This window comes from Rubneribacter sp. (assembly GCF_965361815.1).
Map to the genome: position 1 here is coordinate 1 of NZ_CBDTNW010000060.1, position 25,410 is coordinate 25,410.

Here is a 25,410-nt window from a genome sequence, read left to right on the forward strand (position 1 = left end):
GAGCGGCTTGTGGAGGCCGAGCGCGCAGGGCTTGTGGCGCGCCAGCCGGACGGTCGCTGGGGACCCGCCCTGGGCGGGCGTCGATGAGGGTTTGCGGCGGAGCGGCGATGAAGGCTGCGGCGACAGGAGCGCTCCCCGGAGGTTTCGTGGGACGGCTTCTGCGGATGGCGGGATTTTGCTATGCTAGGCGGCATGTCACCATCAGTGGTCATACTCGGCGCCGGCCTCGCGGGAAGCGAGGCGGCGCTCCAGCTGGCCGCGCGCGGCGTCCGCGTGCGGCTTTTCGAGATGCGCCCGCAGACGCCGACGCCCGTGCACGTGACCGACGCCTGCGCGGAGCTTGTGTGCTCGAACTCGCTCAAAAGCGTCAAGCCCGACAGCGCCGCCGGCATGCTCAAGCGCGAGCTTGAGGAGCTGGGCTCGTTCGTGTACGCGGCGGCCCTGCGCCACCGCGTGGCCGCCGGGGGCGCGCTGGCGGTGGACCGCGCGGCGTTCTCGGCCGACGTGACGGGGCTTGTGGAGGCCCATCCGCTCGTCGAGCTTGCACGCGGCGAGGTCCAAAGCCTCGCCGACGCCGCGCGGGGGGCCGACGCGCTCGTCGTGGCCACAGGCCCGCTCACCTCCGACGCCCTGGCCGCCGACCTCGCGCGCGTGGCCGGCGGGGACCACCTCGCCTTCTACGATGCGGCGGCGCCCATCGTCATGGCGGACTCCCTTGACGAGGGGAAGCTGTTCCGCCAGAGCCGCTACGAGGATGCCGGCGCGGGCGATTACCTGAACGCGCCGTTCGACCGGGCGGAGTACGACGCGTTCGTGGACGCCTTGGTGTCGGCCGAGCGCGTGGTCAAGAAGGATTTCGAAACGCGCGACCTGTTCCAAGCGTGCCAGCCCATCGAGGAGATAGCGCGCAAGGGGCGCGACGCCCCCCGCTTCGGCGCGCTCAAGCCCGTGGGGCTGACCGACCCCCGCACGGGCAGGCGCCCCTGGGCCGCCTTGCAGCTGCGCGCCGAGGACGCGCGGGGCGAAAGCTACAACCTGGTGGGGTTCCAGACCAACCTCACGTTCCCGGAGCAAAGGCGCGTGTTCCGCATGATCCCCGGCCTTGAGCGCGCGGAGTTCGCACGCTACGGCGTGATGCACAGAAACACCTTCCTGGACGCGCCGCGGCTGCTGGGGGCGGACCTTCGTTTCGCGGCGGCCGAGGCCGCGACGGGCGTCCCGACGTTTGCGGCCGGGCAGCTTTCCGGAACGGAGGGGTACTGCGAGGCCATTCGGTCGGGCCTGCACGCGGCCGTTTCGGCAGCCGCTCTCCTTTCGGGGCGTGTGGCTCCCCGCCTTCCCGAGGAGACGGCGTTCGGGGCCCTTGTCGCCTACGCGACCGACCCGGCTGTGAAGGACTACCAGCCCATGCACGTGAACTTCGGCATCATGCCGCCCCTTGAGCGGCGCGTGCGCAACAAGCGCGACCGTTACGCGGCCTACGCCGAGCGCGGCGCGCGGGCGCTGGGGGCGTACGCGGAGAAGCTGAGGGCCCTCGGGCTTGCCCTTGATGCGGGCGGGGCGGAATGGAAGGAGCCCTCCGATGTCCTCTGAGCTGCGGGAACCATCCGACGCAGAGGCCTCCCTTGGGTGCGATCCGGCCGCCGAGGCCCTGGTGGGGGCCTTCTGCGAGGCCTTGCGCGTGGAGCGCAACGCCTCCCCCCACACCGTGCGCGCCTACCGGGTGGACCTGACCGACTACGCGCGCTGGGCGCTGCGCTCGGGGGTCGATCCTTTGTCGGCCACGCATCGCCAGGTCAGAAGGTACCTGGGCGAGCTTGACCGCGCGCAGTACTCGCGCACGACCGTCAACCGCCGCCTGTCGGCCCTGCGCAGCTTCTACCGCTGGCTCAACGTGACGGGCGCGGCCGAGGGGGATCCGGCGAGCATCCTTCAAGGGCCCAAGCAGCGCAAGAGCCTTCCGCACGTCATCCGGCCGGCCGACATGGCCAGGCTGCTTTCGGTCTACAGCGGTCGCGACGCGGCGGGCGCACCCCGCGAGCAGTCGGCCTCCGACATGCGCAACCAGGCGCTCCTCGAGTTCCTCTACGCGTGCGGGGCGCGCGTGTCGGAGGCGTCGGGGCTGCTCGCCGCCGACGTCGATTTCGCGCTCGGCCAGGTCAAGGTGTTCGGGAAGGGCGCCAAGGAGCGCATCGTGCCCATCCACGAGATGGCGGCGTTGTCCATGCGCACCTACGCGTCCCTGGCCCGCCCGCAGCTTCTCCGCGAAAGGTCGTGCGCGCACTTCTTCGTGTCGACGCGCGGGAACCAGATGGGCACCGACGCCATGCGCAAGATGTTCAAGGAGGCCGTGCGCCGCGCGGGCCTCGACGAGTCGCTCTCGCCCCACGACATGCGCCACACCTTCGCCACCGACTTGCTCAACGGCGGGGCCGACCTGCGCACCGTCCAGGAGATGCTCGGCCATGCGAGCCTGTCCACCACCCAGGTGTACACGCACCTGACCCCCGGGCGCCTCAAGGACGTGCACGAACGCGCCCATCCGCGCGGCTGAGGCCGCCCCGCCCCCGTGCCGGGCGCGCCCGCATCCGGCCCTGGGGCGGGGCTTGGAGGGGTTTTGGCGGGGTTCCTTGCATGCGGGCCGAGGAGTCCTATAATGGCGAAGCGCCGTCAACGGCGCCTTTTCGGAAAGGAGCGGTCGTGCTGAAGGTGTCGACCGACAAGCTTTTGCTGGTGGCGGGCATCGTGTGGCTCGTCGCGGGCGCGAACGTCGCGATCATCGGGATCACGGCCTACCTGCATGAGGCGGGGTGGATCCTCTGGGTCCTGGTGGCGGGCACGCTCGCCGTCTTCGTGCTGTTCCACATCTTCGTGTTCACGAAGATGGTGGGCAGGCACGCCCAGCGCATCAGGGGCTACGAGGAGGATCGGACGCATGTGCTCAAGTTCTTCGACAAGAAGGGCTATGTGGTGATGGCCGTCATGATGGGCGGCGGCATGGCGCTGCGCGCTTCGGGCATCGTCCCGGAGTGGTTCGTCGCCTTCTTCTACACGGGATTGGGGCTTGCCTTGGCCGTGGCGGGGGCGAGCTTCATGCTGCGCTACTTCAGAAGCGCGAAGGCCCCCTGCCCGGCGCTGCCCAAAACCTACGCCCGTCGCAAGGATCGCTAGCGGCAAGGCAACGAAACGGTTACGGCTCGCCCGTGCTTCGCGCGCCCTGCTCTACCATGGTCGGCGCCGCCGGTTCAAGACGCGGGGACCATCCGTTCGGCGGCGACGAGGAAAGGGACGCCCATGGCACGGATATTCGTCATCGAGGACGACGCGGCGCTGCGCGGCGAGGTTGTGCGGCTGCTGGAGCTTCACGGCCATGAGGCGGTCGTCTGCGCATCGTTTGAGCGCGCGGCGGACGAGGCTCTAGCCGCCGCGCCCGACTGCGTCCTGCTCGATCTGAGGCTGCCCGGCACAGACGGCCACGCCGTCTGCCGCGACATCCGCCGGGAAAGCGATGTGCCCCTCATCATGCTCACGTCGTCCGACAGCGAGTTCGACGAGGTGATGGGCATGAACCTGGGCGCCGACGACTACGTGACGAAGCCCTGCAACCCCGCCGTGCTCCTGGCGCGCCTCTCCTCGGTGCTGCGCCGGGCGCAGCGGCAGGGCCCGGCCGCGCGCATCGCGCACAAGGGCGTCGTGCTCGACATGGCGCGCGGCACCGTGGAGCACGAGGGCCGTTCGGCGGAGCTTACCCGCAACGAGATCAAGATCCTCCATATGCTCATGGCCAACCGCGGCGCCATCGTCTCGCGCCAAGAGCTTATGGTGGAGCTGTGGAACTCCGACGCGTTCATCGACGACAACACCCTCACCGTCAACGTCAACCGCCTGCGCGCGAGCCTGGCCTCCATCGGCGTGCCCGAGGGCTTTGTCGCCACGCGGCGCGGGCAGGGCTATCTGGTGTAGCCCATGCGGCCGGGCCCTTATCTGCGCGATCGCGCCTTCTCCGTTGCGATGTGGCTTACCGCGGCGCTTGCGGCGGGAGGGGTCCTGGCCGTGCTCGGGCAGGGCGTCCAGGCTGCCGCGCTGGCCGCAGGCGCCGTCTGCCTCTGCGGCGCGGCGGCGCTTTCGCACGGCTATTTGCGCGGCCGGCGCTTCTACCGCGACCTCGAGCGCGCCGCCTGCGGCCTGGACCGCGCCTGGCGCATGGCGGCGCTGCTCGAAGAGCCCGGCTTTCTGGAGGGGCGCCTGGCGTGGGAGGCGCTCGAGGCGGCGGGCAGGGCCGCCGGCGACGAGGTGGCCGCGCGCAAGCGTCAGGCGGAGGCGTACCGCGAGTACATAGACCTGTGGATCCACGAGATCAAAACGCCCATCGCCGCCGCGAAGCTCATGGCGTCGGATTTGCACGGCCCCCAGGCCGCAAAGCTCAAAGGCGAGCTCGACCGCATAGAGGACTACGTGGAGCAGGTGCTTTACTACGCGCGCTCCGCCTCCCTTGTGCGCGACTTCTCCATCCGCGAGGTGGCGCTCGCCGACGTGGTGCGCGACGCGCTGAAACGGCACGCCCGCTACCTCATCGGATGCGGAACGACTCCGGAGATAGGCGTTGGGCCCGAAACGCGCGTGTGGGCCGACGCGAAGTGGCTCTCGTTCATCGTGGGGCAGGTGGTGACGAACGCGGCGAAGTACGGCGCCCGAAGCCTGCGCTTCGCCGCGAGCGAGGAGGGCGCGGGCACGTCCTGCGCGCGCACCGTCCTCGAGGTTTCCGACGACGGCCCCGGCATCCCCGCCGCCGACGTGCCGCGGGTGTTCGAGCGCGGCTTCACCGGCGCGAACGGCCGCGCGGTGGGATCCTCCACCGGCATGGGGCTTTACCTGGTGGCGGAGCTGTGCGCGAAGATGGGCCTGGGCGTGGAGCTGGCCTCGGAGGAGGGGAGGGGCACGCGCGTCATGCTCTCCTTCCCGCACGACAGGCGCCGCGCCGAGGCGGGGATCCCGGCTAAGGCCGCCGCGCGCCTTACGAAACCGTAAGGCCAGGGTAAGCCCGTTCGATGGCATGCGGACTTGCGGGGCCGTACCATCTTCTCGCACCCGGTGAAGAAGGAGGAGAAAGCCATGGGCGAAGTGTTCGCAACCCCGCGCGCGTCCGCCGACGCGATGCGGCCCATCTTGTCGGTCCGCCAGATAGAGAAGGTCTACGGCAACCGGGACCAGGTCACGCGGGCCATCGACGACATCAGCTTTGACGTGATGCCCGGCGAGTTCGTGGGCGTCATGGGACCGTCGGGATCCGGCAAGACCACGCTTTTGAACTGCGTGGCCACCATCGACACGGTGACGAGCGGCCACATCTTCGTGGACGGTCGCGACATCACGGGCCTGCGCGCCCGCTCGCTGGCGAAGTTTCGCCGCGACGATCTGGGCTTCATCTTCCAAGACGCGAACCTGCTGGACACGCTCACGGGATTCGAGAACATAGCGCTCGCGCTCACCATCAAAGGAGAGCCTCCCGCCTCCGTGCGCCCGAAGGTCGAACAGATGGCCGCCGCGCTCGGCGTGGCGGAGGTGCTGGGCAAGCACCCCTACCAGATGTCGGGCGGCCAGCGCCAGCGCGTCGCTGCGGCGCGCGCCATGGTGTCCGATCCGAAGCTGGTGCTGGCCGACGAGCCCACCGGCGCGCTCGATTCGCGCAGCGCGGCCGTCATGCTCGACACGCTGGCGATGATGAACGAGCGGATGGGCGCCACCATCATGATGGTCACCCACGATTCGTTCGCCGCGTCGTTTGCCGGCCGCATCCTGTTCGTCAAAGACGGCGCCGTGTTCAACGAGATCCGCAAAGGCGATGCGAGCCGGGCGGAGTTTTTCGGCCGCATCATGGAAGTGGTGACGTTTTTAGGCGGTGACGTGCGCGATGCTGGCTAAACTCGCGGTGCGCAACGTGCGCCGCTCGGTGCGCGACTACGCCGTGTACTTCGTCACGCTTGTGTTCGGCGTGGCGGTGTTCTACGCTTTCAACTCCGTGCAGGGGCAGTCCGTCCTGTTCGATCTGGAGGGCGTCGCCTCGGAGGGCGTGTTCGAACTCACCGGGCAGTTCCTGGAGATGTTCTCGGTGCTCATCGCGTGCGTGCTGGGATTTCTCGTCGTCTACGCGAACCGCTTCCTCATCAGGCGGCGCAAGCGCGAGTTCGGCACCTACCTGCTTCTCGGCATGCGTCCCGGCCAGGTGTCGGCCATTGTGCTCATGGAGACGGCTCTTGTGGGCGCGGCGTCCTTGGCGGTGGGGCTGGCGCTGGGGTTCGCGCTCTCGCAGGGGCTGTCGTTTTTCACGGCGGGGCTGTTCAGCATTCCCATGCAGCGCTACCGCTTCGTGTTCTCCGGCGCGGCCCTCTCCCAGACGCTTCTGTGCTTCGCGCTCATCTTCGTGGTGGTGGCGCTGTTCAACACGCTGTCCGTCCGCCGCTGCCGGCTCATCGACCTTCTGGGCGCCCATGCGCGCAACGAGCGCTTCGGTGTGCGCGGCCCCTGGGCGGGACTGATCGGGTTCGTTGTTGCCATCGCGCTTCTGGCCTGGGCGTACACGACGCTTGTGGACAGCGGCCTCACCGAGTTCGGGTTCGGGTTCTGGAAGGCCACGGCGCTCATGGTGGCAGGCACGTTCTTGCTGTTCTGGTCGGCGGCGGGTTTTGCCATCGCCGTTGTCGAGCGGTGGCGGGGCGCGTACTTCAAGGGGCTTGCCATGTTCACGACGCGCCAGGTGGCCAGCAAGGTGAACACGGCGTTCCTCTCGCTGTCCGTCGTGTGCGTCATGCTGTTCTTCTCGCTCACCGTGTTCTCCACCGGATCGAGCTTCGTGCAGGTGTTCACCGGCAACATCGAGGAGGGCACGCAGTTCGACGCGTCGGTGGCGGCCGATGTCTGGCGGGCACCTGCGTCGGCCGACGGCGGCGAGCAGGCGCTTGCGCGGGCCGGCTCGTGGGATTGGGACATGGAGGCGTTCTTCGCCGACGCCGCGCCGGAGTGGGAGGGCTTCGTGGAGGAAGCCGCGCAGGTGGACCTCTACCAACCGGCGGAGGACACGGACACCTACGGGGGCCTCATGGAGCGTTTGGGCGTGGGTTTGAGCAGCGAGTCGCAGGAGGAGGGGTTGGCGCCCCAGAGCGTGGGAGTGGTGGGGCTTTCCCAGTTCAACGCCGTGCGCGCGCTGGCGGGGCATGAGCCTGTGGAGCTTTCCGCGGGAACTTACGCCGTGAACAACGCCGTCGATCTGACCGAGGACCTCTCGCGTGCCATGGCCGAGGAGGGCGTGAAGGTCAAGGTGGGCGGGCAGACGCTCGCGTCGTCGGGCGTCTACGTGGAGCAGGCGCTGTCCACCTCCACTTTCGTCTCCGACGCCGCCATGCTCGTCGTGCCCGACGAGGTGGTGGAGGCTCTGCGCGCCGCCGGCGCGACGCCCTACGCGAGTTATCTTGACCTGGCCTACCGCGTGGATGGCGCCGAGGGTGACCGGCTGCTTTCCGAGGCGCTCGCACACGCCTTGCCGCCCGACGAGCAGAGTTTGGCGCGCGGCTACGGATTCGCGACGAGCCCTTGGCCCGCCACCGTCGCGTTCACCGCCGCGGAGGTGGTCGAGCAATCCGGCGGCATGCGCATGATGATCACGTACCTGGCGCTCTACATAGGCTTCGTGTTCCTCATCACCACGGCGGCGCTTCTGGCCGTCCAGCAGCTCTCCGAGGCCAGCGACTCGCTGCCGCGCTATCGGATGCTGGCCGAGCTGGGGTGCGACCGCCGCATGGTGCTGCGTTCGCTGGCCATCCAGGTGACGGTGTACTTCCTTGCGCCGCTTGCCGTGGCGGCCTGCCATGCGTCGTGCGCCGTGGGCGTGATCGCGCGCGACGTGCTTGAGCAGGTGGGCGTGTCGGTGGAGGGACCCGCCCTCATGACGGCGGCCTTCACGGCGCTGGTGTACGGCAGCTACCTTCTGGTCACGTACTTCGCGAGCCGCTCTATCGTGCGCGCCTCGCTCGGCAGGAGGCTTCTGGGGTAGGGGCGACCGAGGCGCTCGCCACGCGCGTTAGGCGAGCGCCTCCCGTTTGCGGTTGAGTATGAAGCGGTCGATGTCGTCCACAAGGTAGCGTTCGCCCACGGTGTGGAGCGCCTCGTAGCAATCGAGCACGTAGGCAATGACGCCGTATTGCTCGAACAGGTCGTACACCTGCCTGCCCGTGGCCTCCTTCGCCTCCTTGTACGCTTCGATGCAATAGACGAGGAAGGCGCCTTCTCTGCTCATGTCACACCTCCTCCGGGAACTCGAGCCGTCCGGTTCTGAGTTCGGTGTCAAGTATGTCGTAGAGGGCGAGCGGACTCAGATGCCAGAGCGCGGTTTCCTCGTCCTCCAGCAAATCGTAAAGACGCGATTGGAACACGATCCTTGTGGCCTCCTGCTCGTCGACGCTCCGATTTTTCTCAACAAGTTCGATGAGCTGGGGGACGATGGTCATGAGCATGCTTTTGATGCCGCCTTGCCGCATGGCTCTCACCTTCCATCCTCGACGGTTCCCGCGAATCGCAGGTTGTGGGCGATAGCGCTCTCGTTCACCTTGTACACGCTCACGATCGGTGTTCCCGAACGCTCTCTTCGCACGACTTTCTTTGAAAAATCGGCGGCTTGCTCCTTGTTCGTGGTCGTGTAGAACCCGAAGCCGAAGTCGAGGTAGCGATTTCTCCGGAGGATCCGCGGTTGCTCGACGGACATGTTGCTTCCATGGTAAACCAGCATGAGAGGGCCTTTCGGAATCGCGCTTGCGAAAAAGAGGCATGCTCGCATTCTTCTGCCGGGTTTAGTGTAACGTGCTTTCAGGCCGGGGGCAAACTCCGCAGGACGACTGTGCTCGGCGTGCGGCTCGGCATTGCGAGTTCTTCGGACGTTCTTGATTCGGAGCGGTTTTCCGCGTGTGCGGCGTCACTTTCCCAGAAGGTGGCGGATGGCGGCCACGGGGTGCTTTGCGAGCATGCGGGGGCCGGCGTAGCGCATGACGGCGCGCACGTGCTCGCGCATCTCGGGCTTGTAGCAGTGGTTCTCGCACTCGTCGCACGAGGTTTTGACGTCCATCTTGCGGCAACGCTCGGTGCGCAGCGCGGCGTAGGCGTCCAGCTCGGCGCAGGCGGGGCACACCGGTTCGCCGCAAAGCGCCCGCTCGGTGCGCGCGGAGGCGTCGTGGTTGCCGGCGCAGTACAAAGCGATCATCTGCGAGACGGTGCGCTTCTCGCGCTCGCGGCGCCGTGCGGTTTTCGGGGTGTCTTCCATAGCGAGTTAGCTTACCACAACTTCTGCTGGCGCAAGGGTGCGATTCGGCCGTTTCCCGCGTCGCGCCCTTGCCGGTCCAAGCGGGCGCGACTCATTTCAGAAGCGCCGAGCATTCCCTCTCGAGCGCTTCCCGGTCCGTCACCCAGATTTTGCGCCCGTCGGATTCCACGATGCCGTCGCTTTTCAGCTGAGCGAGCACTTTGACTACGCTCTCGCGCCGCGCCCCTATGATGGAGGCCAGTTCGGACTGGGTCATGGCGGGTCCGACGCTGCCGTAGATGTCGCGGATGTAGAAGGCGTTGCAGATTCTTGTGCGCAGGCTCTCGTAAGTCTGCGCGGTGGCCAGGAACTTCAAGGCGTTCGTGTAGCGGCCGTAATGGTCGATCATGGCATAGGAGACCTCCGGGTGCTCCTTCATGATCCTTCTGGTTGTCTCGAAGCTGAATTTCCAAGCCCGCGTCTCCGTTATGGCGCATTGGGCGATGGTTCGTTCGAGGTTGAAGTGCTGGTCGGAGGCGATGATGGGGTAGATGCTGTCCGCTCCCCAAAATCCTATGAGCCTGTTGGCTCCGGAGTCGTGGTGCACCGTCACTTGGCACACGCCCTCGGCAAGGTAGAAGTTGCCGTCCATGTACTCCCCGACAGGCTTGAGGTGGGTGCCCGGGTTGGCGTAGACGACCTTGTGGGGGTAATCGGCGAACACCGATCTGAACTCAGAAAACTCGTTCCCGAAATAGAACCGCGGTTGGATGGGGGGGGGGTGAGGTCTTCCATTGCTCGTCCTTGCACTCGATGCGACCGTCCAAACAAGCATTATAGCGCGGAAGAAACCCGGGGGCCATGCATCTGAATCCTCGGATTCAGATGCGGCGTCCGCGCTGGATCCCAGGCTTCACCGATGCGCCGGCGTTCGGGTGTAGCGTCACCTGCGACGAGAATCGGCGAAAGGAGAGGACGATGGATTTCTCGCACCTGAACCAACCGGGAAAAATCGGTACGCTCACGCTTAAAAACCGCTTGGTGCAACCTGCCATGGAAACGTGGTCGGCGGGACCCGACGGAACCGTCACCGAAAGCACGATCGCGCATTACGCGCGGCGTGCGGAAGGCGGGGTAGGGCTTGTCATCACCGAGATGACCAATCCGACACCCGGGTGCAGGTGCTTTCCCGGTGAGCTTGAATTGAGCGAGGACCGGTACATGCCGGGCATGAGCAAGATAGCCGATGCCGTTCATGCCGGGGGCGCGGCTGCGTTTGTGCAGTTGGACCACGGCGGCGTGTTCGCTCATGACAATGCGAGCGATCAGCCGGCGTTCACGCCTTCGGGGGTGGGCACGTTCAGCTTGCCGGGAGCCGCGCTCAAAACGATGACCGAAGAGGACATTCGCCAGGTGGTGGAGGACTATGCCAAGGCTGCCCTGCGTGCGAAGGCCATCGGGTTCGACGGCGTGGAGCTGCACGGCGGTCACGGGTACCTGCTCGTTGAGTTTTTGAGCGCGTACTACAACCGGCGTACCGACGAGTACGGCGGCAGCGTGTACAACCGCGCCCGCCTCTCTTTGGAGATCGTGCGCGCGATCCGCGAGCACTGCGGTGATTTCCCCATCATTTACAAGATCTCGTCAGAAGATTACGTGCCTGACGGCATCACCTTGGATCAGTCCATCGAGATATGCGGCTACCTCGAAGAAGCAGGGGTGGATGCCATCATGGTGTCGGGCGGTACGCTGGAATCGCGCATCCCTGACTTTTTCGACGTGATGGCCGGCACGAAGAAGGCGGTTTCCGACATGGGATTCGACCGTGGAATCTCCACGGCCACCTGGATTCCCTCCACGTACTGCCAGCGCGCCTTGTACGCCGACAACGCGGCGGCCATCAAAAAAGCCGTGAGCATTCCCGTCATCACCGTATGCGGAGTGCGCCCGGAAAAGGCCGAGGACATGCTTGCGAAGGGAGAGGCGGATTTCGCCGCGCTCGGTCGCCAGATATTGGCCGATCCCGACTATCCTACCAAGCTATTCGAAGGACGTGCGGAGGATATGCGCCAGTGCTTGCGGTGCAACGAATGCTTGGGCGGAGGCAATAAGAACCGAACCTTGCACTGCGCCGTGAACCCCAGCCTGGGTCGCGACGAGCAACCAAGCGCGCGGGTGCGGTTGGCTGCGAGCGCGAAGCGGGTTGCGGTGGTGGGCAGCGGCCCGGCGGGGTTGAACGCGGCCATCGCCGCCGCCGAACGGGGTCATGCCGTGGTGCTCTACGAACAGCGTGATTGCCTTGGCGGCCTCATGCGCTATGTGGGTGCGCCAACGTTCAAAGAAGATTACCGCCGCTACACCGACTACCTGGTGCGCCAAGTGCGCAAGCTGGGCGTCGAGGTGCGTCTGAACACCGCGTTCACACGCGAGATCGCGCAAGAGGAAGGCTATGACCGCATCATCGCCGCCACCGGTTCCGAGTGGTTCAAGCCCCGCATAGACGGCGCGGACGACCCGGGCATACTCAGTCCCCTCGACGTCCTCGCGGGGGATTTTCCCAACGTGGAGAGCTTCGTGGTAGCGGGTGCGGGCCTGGTGGGCTGCGAAGTTGCGCTGCACCTTGCGGAGCTTGGCAAGAAGGTGACCATGGTCGATATCGTGCCCAACAGCAATCCCGCCAACCTCTACGGCGTGGACTGGAACATCAACGCGCGTCTTGCGGTGGACGGCGTGGACGTTCAGCTGGACAAGAAGATCATCTACCTGGATTCGCATTCCGTCGTCTGCCTGACCAAGCGCACCTGCCGGCCCCACAACCCCAACACCGGGAAGGGGACCGAGCGGCCCTACGACTTCTCGGGCCCCTATGACGGAGGGGAGCGTGCGTTTGAGGGCGATGCCGTGGTCTGCGCGCTGGGCATGCGTTCGGTCAATCGCCTTGCCTACGACCTGAAAGCGCAGGGCTTTCCCGTTGAGATTGTGGGCGACGCTGTGGCTGCGCGCAAGCTGATCGACGCGGTGCACGAGGGGTACCACGCCGGTCGCCGCTGTTAGTCTTGCGTGGTGAATCCCTGGATTCATCGGGGCATTCTCGCTGAATCCCAGGCTTCATGCCCGGCGCTGCGCCGGGGTGTTTAATGTGCCGTGTTCTGGATGCATCGCATTCCGTAGACGAGAACAGGAGAGGTGTATGGGCAAGTACGACAAAATATTCGAGCCGGTTACCCTTGGCAAGAGCTGCGTCCTCAAAAACCGCATCATCAAGGCGCCGCAATCCTCGTGGCTGTGGAACGAGGATGGCAGCATGGGCGACAGCCGGGCCCAGGACATGTACGAGAGCATGGCGAAAGGCGGCGTGGGCGCGGTGACGGTGGCGGCAATGCTCTGGGAGCCGCTTAAGTTCGGCAACTACGCGTTTGCCACCGACGACAAGTTCATCCCCGGCATGCAGCGCTTCAACGAGGTCATCCATCAGCACGGCACGAAGACCTTCGGCCAGCTGCACCACATGGGCCCGTCCGCGTGGGACACCTACGACGGCCAGCTTCCTCCGGGGCCGTCCCACATTGCCGAGGCGGACATCCCCACGCCGCCGCCGTTCGGACGCGAGGTCCGCGAGCTGAGCGTCGATCAGATCCACGAGAAGCAGCAGATGATCGTGGACGCGGCCGTGAGGCTGTGGAAGGGCGGGTTCGACGGCGTAGAGCTTCATGCGGGCAACGGCTACTTCCTGAACGCGTGGCTCTCGCCCATCTGGAACCACCGCACCGACGAGTACGGCTGGAAGGACCCCGTGAACCGCACGCGCATGCTCCGGGAGATCGTGGCCGCCATCCGCGAGCGCGTGGACGACGACTTCGTGATCGGCTGCCGCTTCAACGGCCAGGAGTGGTCGGACCGCTACGTGGGCACGCAACCTTCCGACGCGGCCGAGAGCGCGAAGCTGCTTGAAGAGGCGGGCATCCAGTACTTCGATGTGTGCGGGTATGGCTACGGCGCCATGTCCTTCCGCTACGATCCGGATTACTTCGCCTATCCGGACCCCGAGCCGTTCATGAAGGATTATGTGGCCGACGCCCAGGGCATCGGACTTTTCGTCAAGGGCGCGGCAGCCGTCCACGCGGCTGTGAAGGATGCGAAGGTCTTCGTCGCCGGCGTGCGTGACGAAGACCGCATGATGGAGGTGCTTTCCAAGGACATGGCCGACGGTTGGGCGTGCGGGCGCCAGATGTGGGCCGATCCGGAGTTTCCCATCAAGCTCCAGGAGGGCCGCGTGGAGGACATCATGCGCTGCACCCACTGCGCAAGCTGCGAGGACCCGGTGACCCAGCCCCGCTTCTGCCGCGTCAACCCCGGGCTTGGGCGGCGCGATTGCTGGCTTGAGGAGCATCCGGCCGAAAAGGTGAAAAACGTCATGGTCATCGGAGGCGGCCCGGCGGGCATGGAATGCGCCGTCACCGCCGCCAAGCGCGGCCACAAGGTCGCCCTCTACGAGAAGACGGCGGAGCTTGGCGGCAAGACGAAGCTGGCGTCCATGATCAAGGGGGACAAGATCGAAGACGTCATGCCCATCCACGACTATCTGGTCAACGCCGTGGCCAAGCAGCCGAACATCACCGTGAAAACGAACACGGAGGTCACGCCTGCCCTGATCAAGCGCGAGCGGCCCGACGTCGTGGTGGTGGCCGTCTCCTCGCCCTACTACGTCCCCGACGTTGCCGGCATCGATCGCAAAAACGTGCTCACCATTCCCCAGATGACCAAGCTCTCCAAGATCCCCATGAAGATGTTCGGCCCCCAGAAACTCGCGTCCATGGCGCAGAAGTTCTTCCCGGTGGGCAAGCGGCTGGTCGTCGTGGGCGCCGGGGCCGAGGGCGCCCAATGCGCCGAGTTCATGAAGAAGCTTGGCAAAGACGTCGTGGTGGTGGCGGAGGACGAGGATCTGGGTGGCATGATCACCGCGCGTTTCAAGGAGCGCCTCGAATGGTGGTTCGATCGCGAGGGGATAGAGATCGCGCGCAACTCAGAGCTTGTCGAGGTCGACAAGAAGGGCGCCGTCGTTCGCAACGTCAAGGACGGCAGCACGCGCCACATCGACGGCGACTGCGTGATGATCATGCTGCCGGAGCGTCGCGACCCTGCGTTCTATGAGTCGGTGAAGGACCTGGCTCCCGAGGTGTACGAGATCGGTTCGGCGCGAGGAGGTGAGAACGCTTTCTTCAAGCATGCGTTCCGCGATGGCCGCGATGTGGGCATGGCCATCTAGGCGGCGCGCGCCGTATGCGCGGTGCGTTCGGACAGTTTTGATTGCATGGAGCGAGAGGAGAGGGAATGAACGTGAGTAGGTACTGGCGCCTTGTTGCGTGCTGTGCCGGCCCCTTTGTGACGTCGGCGTTCTACATCTGGAGCGTGTTCACGAACCCATTGATCCAGGAGTACGGATGGAACCTTGGCTTCATCGCCGCAGGATATTCGTTCAACCAGATCTTCGCCCAGATTTCGTCTTTGATTTTCGGCCGCGTCGTCGACAGGGCGAACCCGCGCATCACCTATCTGATCGGCTTGGTGCTGTTCGGCGGGGGCTGGTTTCTTGCCGGGTGCGCGACATCGGCCGAGATGCTCGTGTTCGCCTACAGCGTGGTGGCCGGCATCGGCAACGGCGCCCTGTACATCACGGCGACCAGCGTGAGCCAGAAGTGGTTCCCCGACAAGCGCGGATTCGCCTCGGGCTGCGTCATTGGCACCGCGGGCATCGCGCCGCTTTTGTGGGCTCCCCTTGGCCAGGCGCTTTTGAGCGCGCTCGGCCCCAGCACGGGCCTGTGCTTCTTGGGCGTCGCCTTCGCCGTCATCATCGCCTTGGCGCTCATTTTGATGAAGCGTCCGGAGGAGGGCTGGGCGCCGGCGTCGATGAATGGCGCCTCCGGGGTTGCGCAGACTGCCGCGCTCGAAGGGAAAAAGCCTGGCCAGGTGCTCAAAGACCCGGTGTTTTGGCTGATGCTCATCGTGTTCACCTGCGCCGCTTCGGCTGGCAGCATGATCATGGGCCATGCGTCGACCATCTGCCAGGCGATGGGCGGCTTGGACGCCATGGCCGCAGCCACCATGGTGGGCGTTTTGAGCGTGGCGAGCTTCCTCGGCCGCATCGGCCTGGGGGCGGTGGGCGACAAGGTGGGTCGCATCAAGCCCCTCGTGTTCATCACGGTTGCAACGTGCGTGATGTGCCTGGTGTCGAGCCAGGTTTCCGGCGCGCTCGTCATCGCGTCGCTGCTTCTCATCCAGTTCTGCTTCGGCGGCACCAACACGGTCATGAACTCCTCGTGCGGCGATTTGTGGGGGAGCAAGCACGTCGGCAGCAACTGGTCGCTTCTCTACATCGGCTACACGCTCTCGGCGATCATCGGCCCCACGCTCGCCTCGGTGTGCTTTGAATCCACGGGCGCCTATTCGCTCAGCTTCACCATAGCCGCCTGCATCGCGGCGTTCGCGTTCGTGATCGTCCTGGTCATTTCGAAGGTCCTCAAAGGGCGCGGCGGTCAGCGCCTTTAGGCGAAGGCGGCCTTCTTTGGACGTCAAGGCGTGAAGAACGGGGGCGCTTCGGCAAGCCCCCGATTTCAAAGTGCGGAAACTCAGAAAGGTGGTATCTGCAATGCTCAAAATGAACAAGAAGATCGTGTTTTTGGGTGCGCCCGACGGAGCCCTCGACGATGCGGCGCGCGAGAGGTTCCATATGCTCTACCTCAACGAGCACACCCCGAAGATCGTCGAGCGTCCCGAAGTGCTCCAGTACTACGCGAACAAGATCGTCGTTCCATCTCAGGAGCTTGTCGACGCTGGCTGGGGCTGGGGCGGCTACGACGAGAGCGGCATTTTCGCCATGGACGAGCTGTGGTGCGAGGACGGCTTCGACTTCATGACGCTCTACGAGGACGACGAGCAGGTGAAGGTCCTTGGCGCCTACGACACCGACGAAGTGGTGGTCCGTCCGACGCTTGCCCAATGGGAGGTCGGGGCGAAGTCGCCCTGGATCAAGCGCATCGGATTGTGCAAGTGCCGCGAGGACGAGAACCCGCGCGATTTCCACGACTACTGGGAGTTCGTGCACGCTCCCCTTGCCCTGCACACCCACATCGGCGCCGGGTTCTACGGCCAGCAGCATTTCCACAACACGCTCGTGCCCAACGACGTGGCGTGGAACGGCATGTGCATCCTGGACTACTGGAGCGTCGACGCGTTCCGCTTCGCGCACTTCAGCCGCCCTGGCGCGATGAAGGAGATCCAGGATGACTGCAAGCACTTCCTGGACAAGTTCTTCTCCATGTGCGGCGAGGAGTACGTCATGAAGCGCTGGGACGCCTATATCCCTGAGATCTTCGACGGCTACGACGGCTTCTATCGCCACCAGTGAGCGTTTCGCAGCGCTTGCCTGCGGTTTCGGTCTGTTTCGAATGGGCGCGCCCGCCCTGCGCGGCGTCGCGCGCCCCGATGAGAGGAGAGTATCATGAAGGGTCTTGTCAAGTACGATTTCGGCCCCGGCAACGCCGAGCTGCGCGAGCTGCCCGTGCCCGAGCCTGGCGCGGGCGAGGTGCGCATCAAGGTGCTGAAAGCGGGCATCTGCGGCAGCGACATGCATGTGTACCATTACGATTCGCAGCTGAGCTTGAAGCCGCCGGTGGTCATGGGGCATGAGTTCGTCGGCCGCATCGACAAGCTGGGTGCGGGCGTTGAGGGCTACGAGCTGGGGCAGAAGGTCACCTCGGAGATCGGCGTGGGCGTGGACCAAACCTGCGAGCACTGCCAGGACGGCCTCACGAACATGTGCGTCCATCGCCGCTCCATCGGGTATGTGATCGACGGCTGCTTCGCCGAGTACATCACGGTGCCGGCCCGCTACCTGGTGCCCGTGGCCGAGGGCATCGATGATCTGGTGGGCGCTATGATCGAGCCTTTGGCGTGCTGTTGCCGTTGCTGCTTCGATGTCACCCCCATGCACGCGGGCGATGTGGTGCTCGTCGCGGGCGCGGGCCCCATGGGGCTGATGAACGCGCAGGTTGCCAAAGCGAACGGGGCCACCGTGGTTATCACCGACGTTGCGACCGGCGCGGCGCGCCTGGAGATGGCAAAGAGCCTCGGCATCGACTACGCGGTGAACGTCGAGGAGGAGGACCTGCACGCGCTCATCGGGAAGCTCACGAACGGCTATGGCGCGGATGCCGCCATCGAGTGCTCCGGCACCGACGCCGGCCTCAACACCTGCCTTGATGAGGTGCGCAAGGACGGCTACGTCACCGAGTTCGCCATCGGCGCGGCCACGGCGCAGGTCAACATGTCGAACGTCATCTACCGCGAGGTGCAGCTGCGCGGGTCGATGTCCACCAACCCGCACAACTGGCGCCAGGCGGTCCGCCTGCTCGACCGGGGTCTGGTTGACCTGGCGCCGCTTGCCACCGAGTTCAAGTTGGATGACTGGCAGGCGGCCTTCGATTACTTCGACACGCACGAAGGCTACAAGATCGTGTTTTCCATCAGCGAGGATTAACGGCGAACGAGAGCGGCCCGCCGCCCAGGAGCTTGGCGGCGGGCCGCGCCGAGGGAAGGAGGCTTCTCGTGGGAATGAAGGTGTACGTCATAGGGACCGGCAGGCTCAACAACGACTACAACCTGAGCCAGTCGCTCTGGACGTTGGGAACGCGCGACAACCCCGCGCCGGAAACGGCGTGGTACCAAGGACCCAGCTATGCGGTGCTGATCGACCACCCAACCGTCGGGTGGATTCTGTACGATCTAGGCAGCGACCCCCGAAGCGACGAGCTGTGGCCCGAGGCCATCGCCAACGAGTGCTTCTGGACCCCCGTCGAGGGCGAGACCATGGAGGAGGGGCTGGCCGCGCTCGGTTTGAAGCCGGCCGACATCGCCGTGTGCGTGCTGTCCCACATGCACATGGACCACATCGGCAACATGCGGCTGTTCGCCGACACCGCCGACTTCTACGTGTCGCGCGCCGAGGCCGAGCACGCGTTCTGCACGGTCATGGCCACGCCGGATCCTGCTGGGCACGGATTCTACAACCGCGACGACGTGCTGTGTCCGCGCAAGAGCCTCACCTACGTGGAGGAGGACACCGTGGGGCTATTTCCTGGTATTGACGCCTACCTTCTGCCGGGGCACACGCCGGGCGTGCTCGGTTTGTTGCTGCATCTGGAGAAAGAGAAGGACGTCTTGCTTGTCTCCGATGCTTTAAACAGCATTGTGAACTATCACGGGCGCCTCCCCGGCATATGCGACGACACAGCGGCGTACCGCGCCAGCGCTAAGAAGATCAAGCGGATCGAGCAGGCAAACGACGCTTGGGTGTGGTTCGGCCACGACATCGACCAGTTCAACAGCTTGAGGAAAATCCCCGACTTCTACGAGTAGACATTGTCGAGGGCAGGGAGAGGGGAAGGACATGGAAGGAAAGAAGCAGGGTTTTTTGCCGCATGCACCCGCTGGGTCATGGACCATCTTGATCATGGTATGGCTCGTGTACGCGTTCAACACGGGATGCCGGGAGATCATGAACAAGGTCATGCCGTCCATGGTGGAGTATTTCGGCATGAGCGCTGCCACCTCCGGGCTGCTCAGCACGGTGGGCACGGTGGGCGGCGGCGCGCTTGCCCTGGTCATTGGCGCGTGGGCGGACAAGCGGGGCATCGGCTGGTTTCGAGGCAGATCGCAGGCGAAAATCGCGACAGTCTATCTGCTGTGCACGTTTCTCATCGGGCTGCCGTTTGTGGGCGTGCTGACGGCGGTGTTCGTTTTGCAGTTCGTGCGTTTCGGCTTTGCCGCAGGCGGCGAGGCCATCGACGCCTCGGCGTGCGCGGAGTGGTTTCCCGAGGAGCATCAGGGGTTCATCATATCCGCGCACCATACCGGGTATCCCTGGGGGTCGGCTCTGGTGAGTTTGCTCGTGGCGTTCATCTTGGCCCAGACGGGCGATTGGCGCATGCCGTTTCTCATCATACCGTTGTGCCCGGTGCTGCTGTGGGCGGTCTATCTGCTCTACAGCACCAAAAAGCGCTTCGTAGCCAACAACAAGGCCATCGAGGCTATGGGACTTACCCCTCATGCGACGGTCGAGCAGGTGGAGCGCTCGAAGGGCGGAGCCGCTGACGCGACGGGTTCGCAAAACGGGGAGCACGTGCCGTTTTACGAGCTGTTCAAGAACAGAAACGTGCTGGCCGCGTTCGTTGCCTACGCGTTCATCGTGGGTGCGTACTTCGCCTTCAATTACTGGCTCACGCCGTATCTCACCTACCAGCTTCATATGGAGAACTCCACGGCGGCGGCGTTCTCCATTGTGTTCACCATCACCTCCGGCGCGGGGCAGCTGTTCTGGGGCGCCATGTCCGACAAGATCGGGGCGAAACGGACCATCCTCATCTGCTCGGCGTGGCTGTTCGTCACGTTCATGCTTCTGCCCCTTATGAGCTTAGGTGTTGGCGTGTTGGTGGCTATCCAGCTGATCATGGGATTTTGCATGAACGCGTCGTTTCCGGTGCTTTACACGCTGGCAGGGGCGTCGGTGAGGAAAGACCAGTTGGCCACCGCCATCAGCTGCTGCAACTTCTCCATGATCATCGGCGGCTTGTTCCCGTACCTGATGGGCGCGATCATTGGCGCGGGCGGCGGTTTCGAATCGCCCGTGGGTTACAACGTCTGCCTTGGCGTGATGTGCGCTTCGCTGGCTGTGGGTTTTCTTGTCACGCTTTTGATGGCGCACGAGGTCATTGGCCCGCGTCGCGGCAAGGACTGGGCGCTCACCAGCTACGAATCGTGCGGTATCGAGAGCCGGCGGTGACGGAGGGCGGAGATGCCGCGCCTGCGCGAGGTGACGTGCAGGATTGTCGCGCAAATGGGGTTGTCGTGCAGGTGCGGCTTTGTGAAGAGATGGCGCAGAGGGAGGATGTGCGGTATGGAGAACGTGCAGACAGCCGAAGAACTGCTGCGAGAAGAGAAGGGGCTTGCCTTCGCAACGTTCGATGAGCGGGATGCGTATAACGTGGGTACGTTGTTGTACGAGCGTGGTATGGCCGATGGCTGCGTGTTTGCGGTGCGTGTTGAGTTTGACGGTGTCGTCGTGTTCCAAGCGCTCATGCCGGGCACCGGGCAGGCGAATTGCGATTGGCTCGACCGCAAGTGCGCGACGGTGCGGCGCACGCATCACAGCTCTCTTTATGCCCGGGTGCAGGCCGAGGAGGGCGGCGCGCGTGAGCCCTGGCAGGGAGACGAGCAGGCCTACGCGTTGTACGGAGGCGCGTTTCCCCTGGTAGTCGATGGGGAGTTTCGAGGCGTTGCGGCAGTGTCGGGGATGCCGCACGTGGAGGATCACCGCTACCTGGTTCGTACCCTCTCTCGGTTTGCTGACGCGAGGGCGCGCGCGTTGTGACAGCGATCCTGAAACGATGGGGAAGGGGTGTGGGCGCTGCCGCAGGTGTTGTGGCGGGTATTGTCGTTGCGCTCGCACCCCTTGCAGGGCTTGATGAGCAGGGGCGCGTCGCTCTGGGCATTTTAGTTTGGGCGGTTGTCTGGTGGGTGTGCTCGGTGCTGCCCGAGTACGTCACCGCTCTGCTCATGGCGGTTGCGCTTGTGGTGGTGGGGGGAATTGAATCCGAGGTGGTGTTTTCTGCCTTCGCCGGTTCTGCGTGGTGGACCCTGTTGGCCGCTTTTGCCTTGGGCGTGGCCTTGCGCGAAAGCGGCCTGCTTGCGCGTATAGCGCACTGTGTGGTGCGGCTGTTTCCGCCGAGGCTTGGCGCCCAGGTGATGGCGCTTATGGCAGCGGGTACCTTGATAGGCCCCTTCGTTCCCAGCATGAGCGCAAAGGCTGCCATGTTAGCGCCTTTGGCGGGGCAGATCGGGGATCGCCTTGGGTATCGGTCGCAGTCTAAAGGGATGACGGGGCTCTTTCTTGCAGTGCTGGTGGGAGTGCGCAATGTAGGGCCTGCGGTCATCAGTGCATCGGTCATTGGTTTTGCGCTGGTGGGCCTATATCCTGCCGATATTCAGCAGCGGTTCACTATGCTTGACTGGTTTTGTGCGGCGCTCCCCTGGTTTGTGACGGTGAGTGTTTTGAGTTACGGTAGCCTTGTTGTGCTATATGGGAGGGGAGCGAAGACGGCTGCATGTGGGGAGGTGACTGCTCGGGCGAGCGCGAGGTCGCGTGGCCCTCTTTCGCGCGATGAAAAGCGTATGGCTGTCATTGTGTGTGCGACGTTTGCGCTGTGGGCAGCTGAACCTGTGCACGGGGTGTCGGCAGCACTGGTGGGGGTGGTGGGGCTGTGCGCCTGTGCAGCGTGCGGACTGATTGGTCGGGAGCAGTTCCGATCGGCCATCACCTGGGACACCCTTGTGTTCACCGGCGTTGTTTTGGGGCTGTCGGAGGTGTTTCGGGCAGTCGGTATTGATACCTGGCTCGTTGGTGTTGTGGGTCCTGCGTTGCAGGGACTTGCGGGTTCTCCCCTCCTGTTTGTTCTGGGCGTTGCGGTGGTCACGACCCTGTCTCGGTTCGTTATTGTGTCAGAGCTTGCCTATATCAACGTGTTTATGGCCTTTGCAGTGCCTATGGTATTGGGGCTTGGCATCAATCCGTGGGTGGTGGGCTTTGCCGCATATGCCACGGTCAATCCGTGGTTCACCCTGTACCAAAATCCGGTGTATTTGGCGGCCCGTTTCTCGGTTGATGCCACCCTGACGCGACATGCGGACTGTGCGTTGTTCTGCGGTGCGTACACGCTTGCCTGCCTGGTAGGGCTTGCGGTGTCGGTGCCGTATTGGGAGGCGTTGGGACTCTACTGGCTGGCGTGATGACGTGGACTGTTGGGCGGCTTGCTGTTTGAGGTGATGTGCCTGCGGAGCGATGGTCGGCCTCGCGCGGGGGATCCTCGCTCGCAGGCGGGCCGTTGTCGGGGCTTCGGATGCCTTGAGGCTCCTTGCTTGCGGTGGACGGATTCCTCGAACGAAATGTGCGCAAACCTTGAACGCTTCTATGAGAACGGATGTTCTTTGGGAAACTTCCGCGTCCCCTGCGCTACAATTAGCGGCTGCACGAAACCGGCCTTTTCCGCCAGCAGCAACCCTGCGGCGGCGAATAGAGAGAGAAGCGCATGGGACAGAACGCCATCGTCATCAAGGGCGCCCGCGAGCACAACCTCAAAAACGTCGATCTGACGATCCCCCGCGACAAGCTCGTGGTGATCACGGGCCTGTCGGGCAGCGGCAAGTCGTCGCTGGCGTTCGACACGATGTACGCCGAGGGCCAGCGCCGCTACGTGGAGAGCCTCTCCAGCTACGCGCGCATGTTCCTCGGGCAGATGAGCAAGCCCGACTTGGACAGCATCGACGGACTGTCGCCCGCGGTGTCCATCGACCAGAAGACCACGAGCAAAAACCCCCGCTCCACGGTGGGCACCACCACTGAAATCTACGACTACCTGCGCCTTTTGTTCGCGCGCGTGGGCGTGCCGCACTGCCCGGAATGCGGGCGGCCCATCATGAAGCAGACCACCGACCAGGTGACCGACGAGATACTGGCGCTCGCCCCCGACGCGAAGGCCATCGTCATGGCGCCGGTGGTGGCCGGCCGCAAGGGCGAGTTCACGAAGCTGTTCGCCGATCTGGCGCGCGAGGGCTTCTCCCGCGTGCGCATCGACGGCGAGATCGTGAAGCTTGACGGCGAGCCGCGCACGCTCAACAAGAAGATCAAGCACTTCATCGACGTGGTAGTGGACCGCGTGCAGCTCAAAGAGAGCGCCACGAGCCGCATCGCCGAGGCGGTGGAGCTTGCCACGAAGCTCGCCGAAGGGCGCGTGCTCGTGCAGGTGCTGGGACCGGACGGCAAGCCGCTCGGGCAGGGCGGCGGGCGCTCCTCGGGCGCGACGGGCGGCCTGGGGGCGGGGGAGCACCTGTTCTCGCTCGCGCTCGCCTGCCCCGAGCATGGCCACTCCATGGACGAGCTGCAACCGCGCGACTTCAGCTTCAACGCCCCCTACGGCGCGTGCCCGGACTGCCTCGGCATCGGCAGCCGCGAGGAGGTGGACCCCTCGCTTGTGGTGCCCGACCCGTCGCTTTCGCTTGCGGAGGGGGTGCTTGCGCCGTTCAAGACCGGCAACTACTACCCGCAGGTGCTGCGCGCCGTGGCGAAGCACATGGGCGTGGACGAGGACACGCCGTGGGAGGACATGCCCAAAAAGGCCCAGGACGCGCTTTTGCACGGGTTGGGCAATCAGAAGGTGCGCGTGGACTACGTGACCGTGGACGGGCGCGAGACGTACTGGTACATCGAGTGGGAGGGGGCGCTTGCCGCGGTGCAGCGCCGCTACCAGGAGGCGCAGTCCGACGCGCAGCGCGAGAAGCTGCAAAGCTATTTCGCCGTGGTGCCGTGCGCCACCTGCGGCGGCAAGCGCTTGAAGCCGGAGATCCTCGCCGTCACGGTGAACGGCAAGTCCATCCACGACGTCACCGAGATGAGCGCGGCCGATTCGCTGGCGTTTTTCGAAGGGCTTGAATTTCACGGGGCCGAGGAGCATATCGCCGGACCCATTGTGAAGGAGATTCGGGCGCGCCTCAGGTTTTTGGTGGACGTGGGGCTTGACTATCTCACGCTCGAGCGCGCCACGGCGACGCTCTCCGGCGGCGAGGCGCAGCGCATCCGCCTGGCCACCCAGATTGGCGCGGGGCTCATGGGCGTGCTCTACATCTTGGACGAGCCGTCCATCGGGCTGCACCAGCGCGACAACGAGCGGCTCATCGCCACGCTGGAGCGCCTGCGCGACTTGGGCAACACGGTCATCGTGGTGGAGCACGACGAGGACACCATCAGAAGCGCCGACTTCGTGGTGGACATGGGGCCGGGCGCCGGCGAGCACGGCGGTGAGGTGGTGGCCCTCGGCACGCCCGAGGAGGTGGCGCGCGCCGCAGGGTCCCTCACGGCCGACTACCTGTCGGGCCGGCGCGCAATCGAGGTGCCGAGCGCGCGGCGCAAGCCGCGTCGCGGCTCGCTCAAACTGACGGGCGCCGCCGAGAACAACCTGCGAAACGTCACGTTGGAGGTGCCCTTCGGCACGCTCACCGTGGTCACGGGCGTGTCGGGCTCGGGCAAAAGCTCGCTTGTCACCGACACGCTGGCGCCGGCGCTTGCGAACCGCGTGAACCATGCGCACCGTCGCACGGGCGCGTACAAGAAGATCACCGGCTTGGAGAAGATCGACAAGGTCATCAACATAGACCAAAGCCCCATCGGGCGCACGCCCCGCAGCAACCCGGCCACCTACATCGGCCTGTGGGACGACATCCGCGCGCTTTTTGCCAGCACGCAGGAGTCCAAGGCGCGCGGTTACGGGCCGGGGCGCTTCAGCTTCAACGTGAACGGCGGGCGCTGCGAGGCGTGCAAAGGCGACGGCCAGATCAAGATAGAGATGCACTTTTTGCCCGACATCTACGTGCCCTGCGAGGTGTGCGGCGGCGCGCGCTACAACCGCGAGACGCTGCAAGTCACCTACCGGGGCAAGAACATCTCGGACGTGCTGGACATGACGGTGGAGGACGCACTTGCGTTCTTTGAGAATATCCCCGGCATCAAGCGCAAGTTGCAGACGCTTTTCGACGTGGGGTTGGGTTATATCCGCCTGGGACAGCCGGCCACCACGCTTTCTGGCGGCGAAGCGCAGCGCGTGAAGCTAGCAAGCGAGTTACAGCGCCGTCAAACCGGAAAAACGTTCTACATCTTAGACGAGCCCACCACGGGCCTGCACTTCGAGGACGTGCGCCAGCTGCTCGTGGTGCTGCAGCGTTTGGTGGACGCGGGCAACACCGTGCTCGTCATCGAGCATAACCTGGACGTCATCAAGTGCGCTGACCGCATTATCGACCTTGGCCCCGAGGGCGGCGAGCGCGGCGGGCGCATCGTGGCCCAAGGCACGCCCGAGGAGGTGGCCCAGGTGGAGGGCAGCTACACGGGCGCGTTCGTGAAGCGCATGCTGGAGGACGGCCGCCTGTAGGGCGCGGACTGCGGCCCGGGCGCTTGCGGCTGCGCCGCACCGCTCGGGCGCTGAGGCGTGCGGAACGAACATGCCGCGTTACGGTTGCGGTAA

The 25,410-nt window shown here is 65.0% G+C and carries 22 protein-coding genes; 17 read left to right on the plus strand and 5 right to left on the minus strand.

Features of this window, described 5'->3' with window-relative positions:
- Positions 1-192 precede the first annotated feature (192 nt).
- From trmFO to ACWKY3_RS03940, 7 genes are all read left to right on the plus strand, one after another.
- Complete coding sequence (gene trmFO, locus ACWKY3_RS03910) at positions 193-1,593, plus strand: methylenetetrahydrofolate--tRNA-(uracil(54)-C(5))-methyltransferase (FADH(2)-oxidizing) TrmFO (RefSeq protein WP_449315109.1); 1,401 nt, start codon at positions 193-195, stop codon at positions 1,591-1,593.
- Positions 1,583-2,554, plus strand: coding sequence for a tyrosine recombinase (locus ACWKY3_RS03915; protein WP_449315110.1), 972 nt, complete (start codon positions 1,583-1,585; stop codon positions 2,552-2,554). Before trmFO ends, ACWKY3_RS03915 begins: the two co-directional genes overlap by 11 nt.
- Before the next feature lie 146 nt (positions 2,555-2,700).
- Entirely contained in the window at positions 2,701-3,171 is a 471-nt protein-coding gene (locus tag ACWKY3_RS03920; RefSeq protein WP_449315111.1) for a hypothetical protein, read from the plus strand.
- Between the two features lie 123 nt (positions 3,172-3,294).
- Positions 3,295-3,963 (plus strand): response regulator transcription factor, encoded by a 669-nt coding sequence (locus tag ACWKY3_RS03925; RefSeq protein ID WP_449315112.1) that lies wholly within the window; start codon positions 3,295-3,297, stop codon positions 3,961-3,963.
- A 90-nt stretch (positions 3,964-4,053) separates the two neighbouring features.
- On the plus strand, positions 4,054-5,028 hold the full coding sequence (locus ACWKY3_RS03930) for a sensor histidine kinase (RefSeq protein ID WP_449315113.1): 975 nt from the start codon (positions 4,054-4,056) through the stop codon (positions 5,026-5,028).
- Positions 5,029-5,112: 84 nt separating this feature from the next.
- Positions 5,113-5,922, plus strand: a complete 810-nt coding sequence (locus ACWKY3_RS03935) for an ABC transporter ATP-binding protein (RefSeq protein ID WP_449315114.1) — start codon at positions 5,113-5,115, stop codon at positions 5,920-5,922.
- Positions 5,912-8,047 (plus strand): FtsX-like permease family protein, encoded by a 2,136-nt coding sequence (locus ACWKY3_RS03940; RefSeq protein WP_449315115.1) that lies wholly within the window; start codon positions 5,912-5,914, stop codon positions 8,045-8,047. Before ACWKY3_RS03935 ends, ACWKY3_RS03940 begins: the two co-directional genes overlap by 11 nt.
- A 27-nt stretch (positions 8,048-8,074) precedes the next feature.
- On the opposite strand, the gene ACWKY3_RS03945 is transcribed toward ACWKY3_RS03940, so the two are convergent.
- The 5 genes from ACWKY3_RS03945 to ACWKY3_RS03965 form a co-directional block, all read right to left on the minus strand.
- Positions 8,075-8,290 carry a DUF3791 domain-containing protein gene (locus ACWKY3_RS03945; RefSeq protein ID WP_449315116.1) on the minus strand — a complete coding sequence of 72 codons (216 nt, stop codon included), beginning with the start codon at positions 8,288-8,290 and terminating at the stop codon, positions 8,075-8,077.
- A 1-nt stretch (position 8,291) separates the two neighbouring features.
- Positions 8,292-8,540 (minus strand): hypothetical protein, encoded by a 249-nt coding sequence (locus tag ACWKY3_RS03950; protein ID WP_449315117.1) that lies wholly within the window; start codon positions 8,538-8,540, stop codon positions 8,292-8,294.
- On the minus strand, positions 8,537-8,779 hold the full coding sequence (locus ACWKY3_RS03955) for a DUF3990 domain-containing protein (protein WP_449315118.1): 243 nt from the start codon (positions 8,777-8,779) through the stop codon (positions 8,537-8,539). The genes ACWKY3_RS03950 and ACWKY3_RS03955 overlap by 4 nt, the downstream gene beginning before the upstream one ends.
- 183 nt (positions 8,780-8,962) lie before the next feature.
- Positions 8,963-9,307, minus strand: a complete 345-nt coding sequence (locus tag ACWKY3_RS03960; RefSeq protein WP_449315119.1) for a nitrous oxide-stimulated promoter family protein — start codon at positions 9,305-9,307, stop codon at positions 8,963-8,965.
- A 91-nt stretch (positions 9,308-9,398) separates the two neighbouring features.
- A complete protein-coding gene (locus ACWKY3_RS03965) occupies positions 9,399-10,010 on the minus strand; it encodes a Crp/Fnr family transcriptional regulator (RefSeq protein ID WP_449315120.1) in 612 nt (203 codons plus the stop codon).
- Between the two features lie 254 nt (positions 10,011-10,264).
- On the opposite strand from ACWKY3_RS03965, the gene ACWKY3_RS03970 reads away from it, so the two are divergent.
- The 10 genes from ACWKY3_RS03970 to uvrA all read left to right on the plus strand — a co-directional run bounded on the left by ACWKY3_RS03970 (position 10,265) and on the right by uvrA (position 25,317).
- Positions 10,265-12,340: an oxidoreductase gene (locus tag ACWKY3_RS03970; RefSeq protein ID WP_449315121.1), complete on the plus strand. Its 2,076-nt coding sequence runs from the start codon at positions 10,265-10,267 to the stop codon at positions 12,338-12,340.
- Between the two features lie 136 nt (positions 12,341-12,476).
- A complete protein-coding gene (locus ACWKY3_RS03975) occupies positions 12,477-14,552 on the plus strand; it encodes an oxidoreductase (RefSeq protein ID WP_449315122.1) in 2,076 nt (691 codons plus the stop codon).
- 65 nt (positions 14,553-14,617) lie between these two features.
- Positions 14,618-15,832 carry an OFA family MFS transporter gene (locus ACWKY3_RS03980; RefSeq protein ID WP_449315123.1) on the plus strand — a complete coding sequence of 405 codons (1,215 nt, stop codon included), beginning with the start codon at positions 14,618-14,620 and terminating at the stop codon, positions 15,830-15,832.
- 100 nt (positions 15,833-15,932) lie between these two features.
- A complete protein-coding gene (locus ACWKY3_RS03985; protein WP_449315124.1) occupies positions 15,933-16,691 on the plus strand; it encodes an EthD domain-containing protein in 759 nt (252 codons plus the stop codon).
- 93 nt (positions 16,692-16,784) lie between these two features.
- Entirely contained in the window at positions 16,785-17,822 is a 1,038-nt protein-coding gene (locus ACWKY3_RS03990) for a zinc-dependent alcohol dehydrogenase (RefSeq protein ID WP_449315125.1), read from the plus strand.
- Between the two features lie 74 nt (positions 17,823-17,896).
- On the plus strand, positions 17,897-18,700 hold the full coding sequence (locus ACWKY3_RS03995) for an N-acyl homoserine lactonase family protein (protein ID WP_449315134.1): 804 nt from the start codon (positions 17,897-17,899) through the stop codon (positions 18,698-18,700).
- 31 nt (positions 18,701-18,731) lie between these two features.
- A complete protein-coding gene (locus tag ACWKY3_RS04000) occupies positions 18,732-20,123 on the plus strand; it encodes an MFS transporter (RefSeq protein WP_449315126.1) in 1,392 nt (463 codons plus the stop codon).
- Positions 20,124-20,237: 114 nt separating this feature from the next.
- Entirely contained in the window at positions 20,238-20,711 is a 474-nt protein-coding gene (locus tag ACWKY3_RS04005) for a heme-binding protein (protein ID WP_449315127.1), read from the plus strand.
- Positions 20,708-22,126: an SLC13 family permease gene (locus ACWKY3_RS04010; RefSeq protein ID WP_449315128.1), complete on the plus strand. Its 1,419-nt coding sequence runs from the start codon at positions 20,708-20,710 to the stop codon at positions 22,124-22,126. The genes ACWKY3_RS04005 and ACWKY3_RS04010 overlap by 4 nt, the downstream gene beginning before the upstream one ends.
- Before the next feature lie 299 nt (positions 22,127-22,425).
- A complete protein-coding gene (uvrA, locus tag ACWKY3_RS04015) occupies positions 22,426-25,317 on the plus strand; it encodes an excinuclease ABC subunit UvrA (RefSeq protein WP_449315129.1) in 2,892 nt (963 codons plus the stop codon).
- Positions 25,318-25,410: the final 93 nt, after the last annotated feature.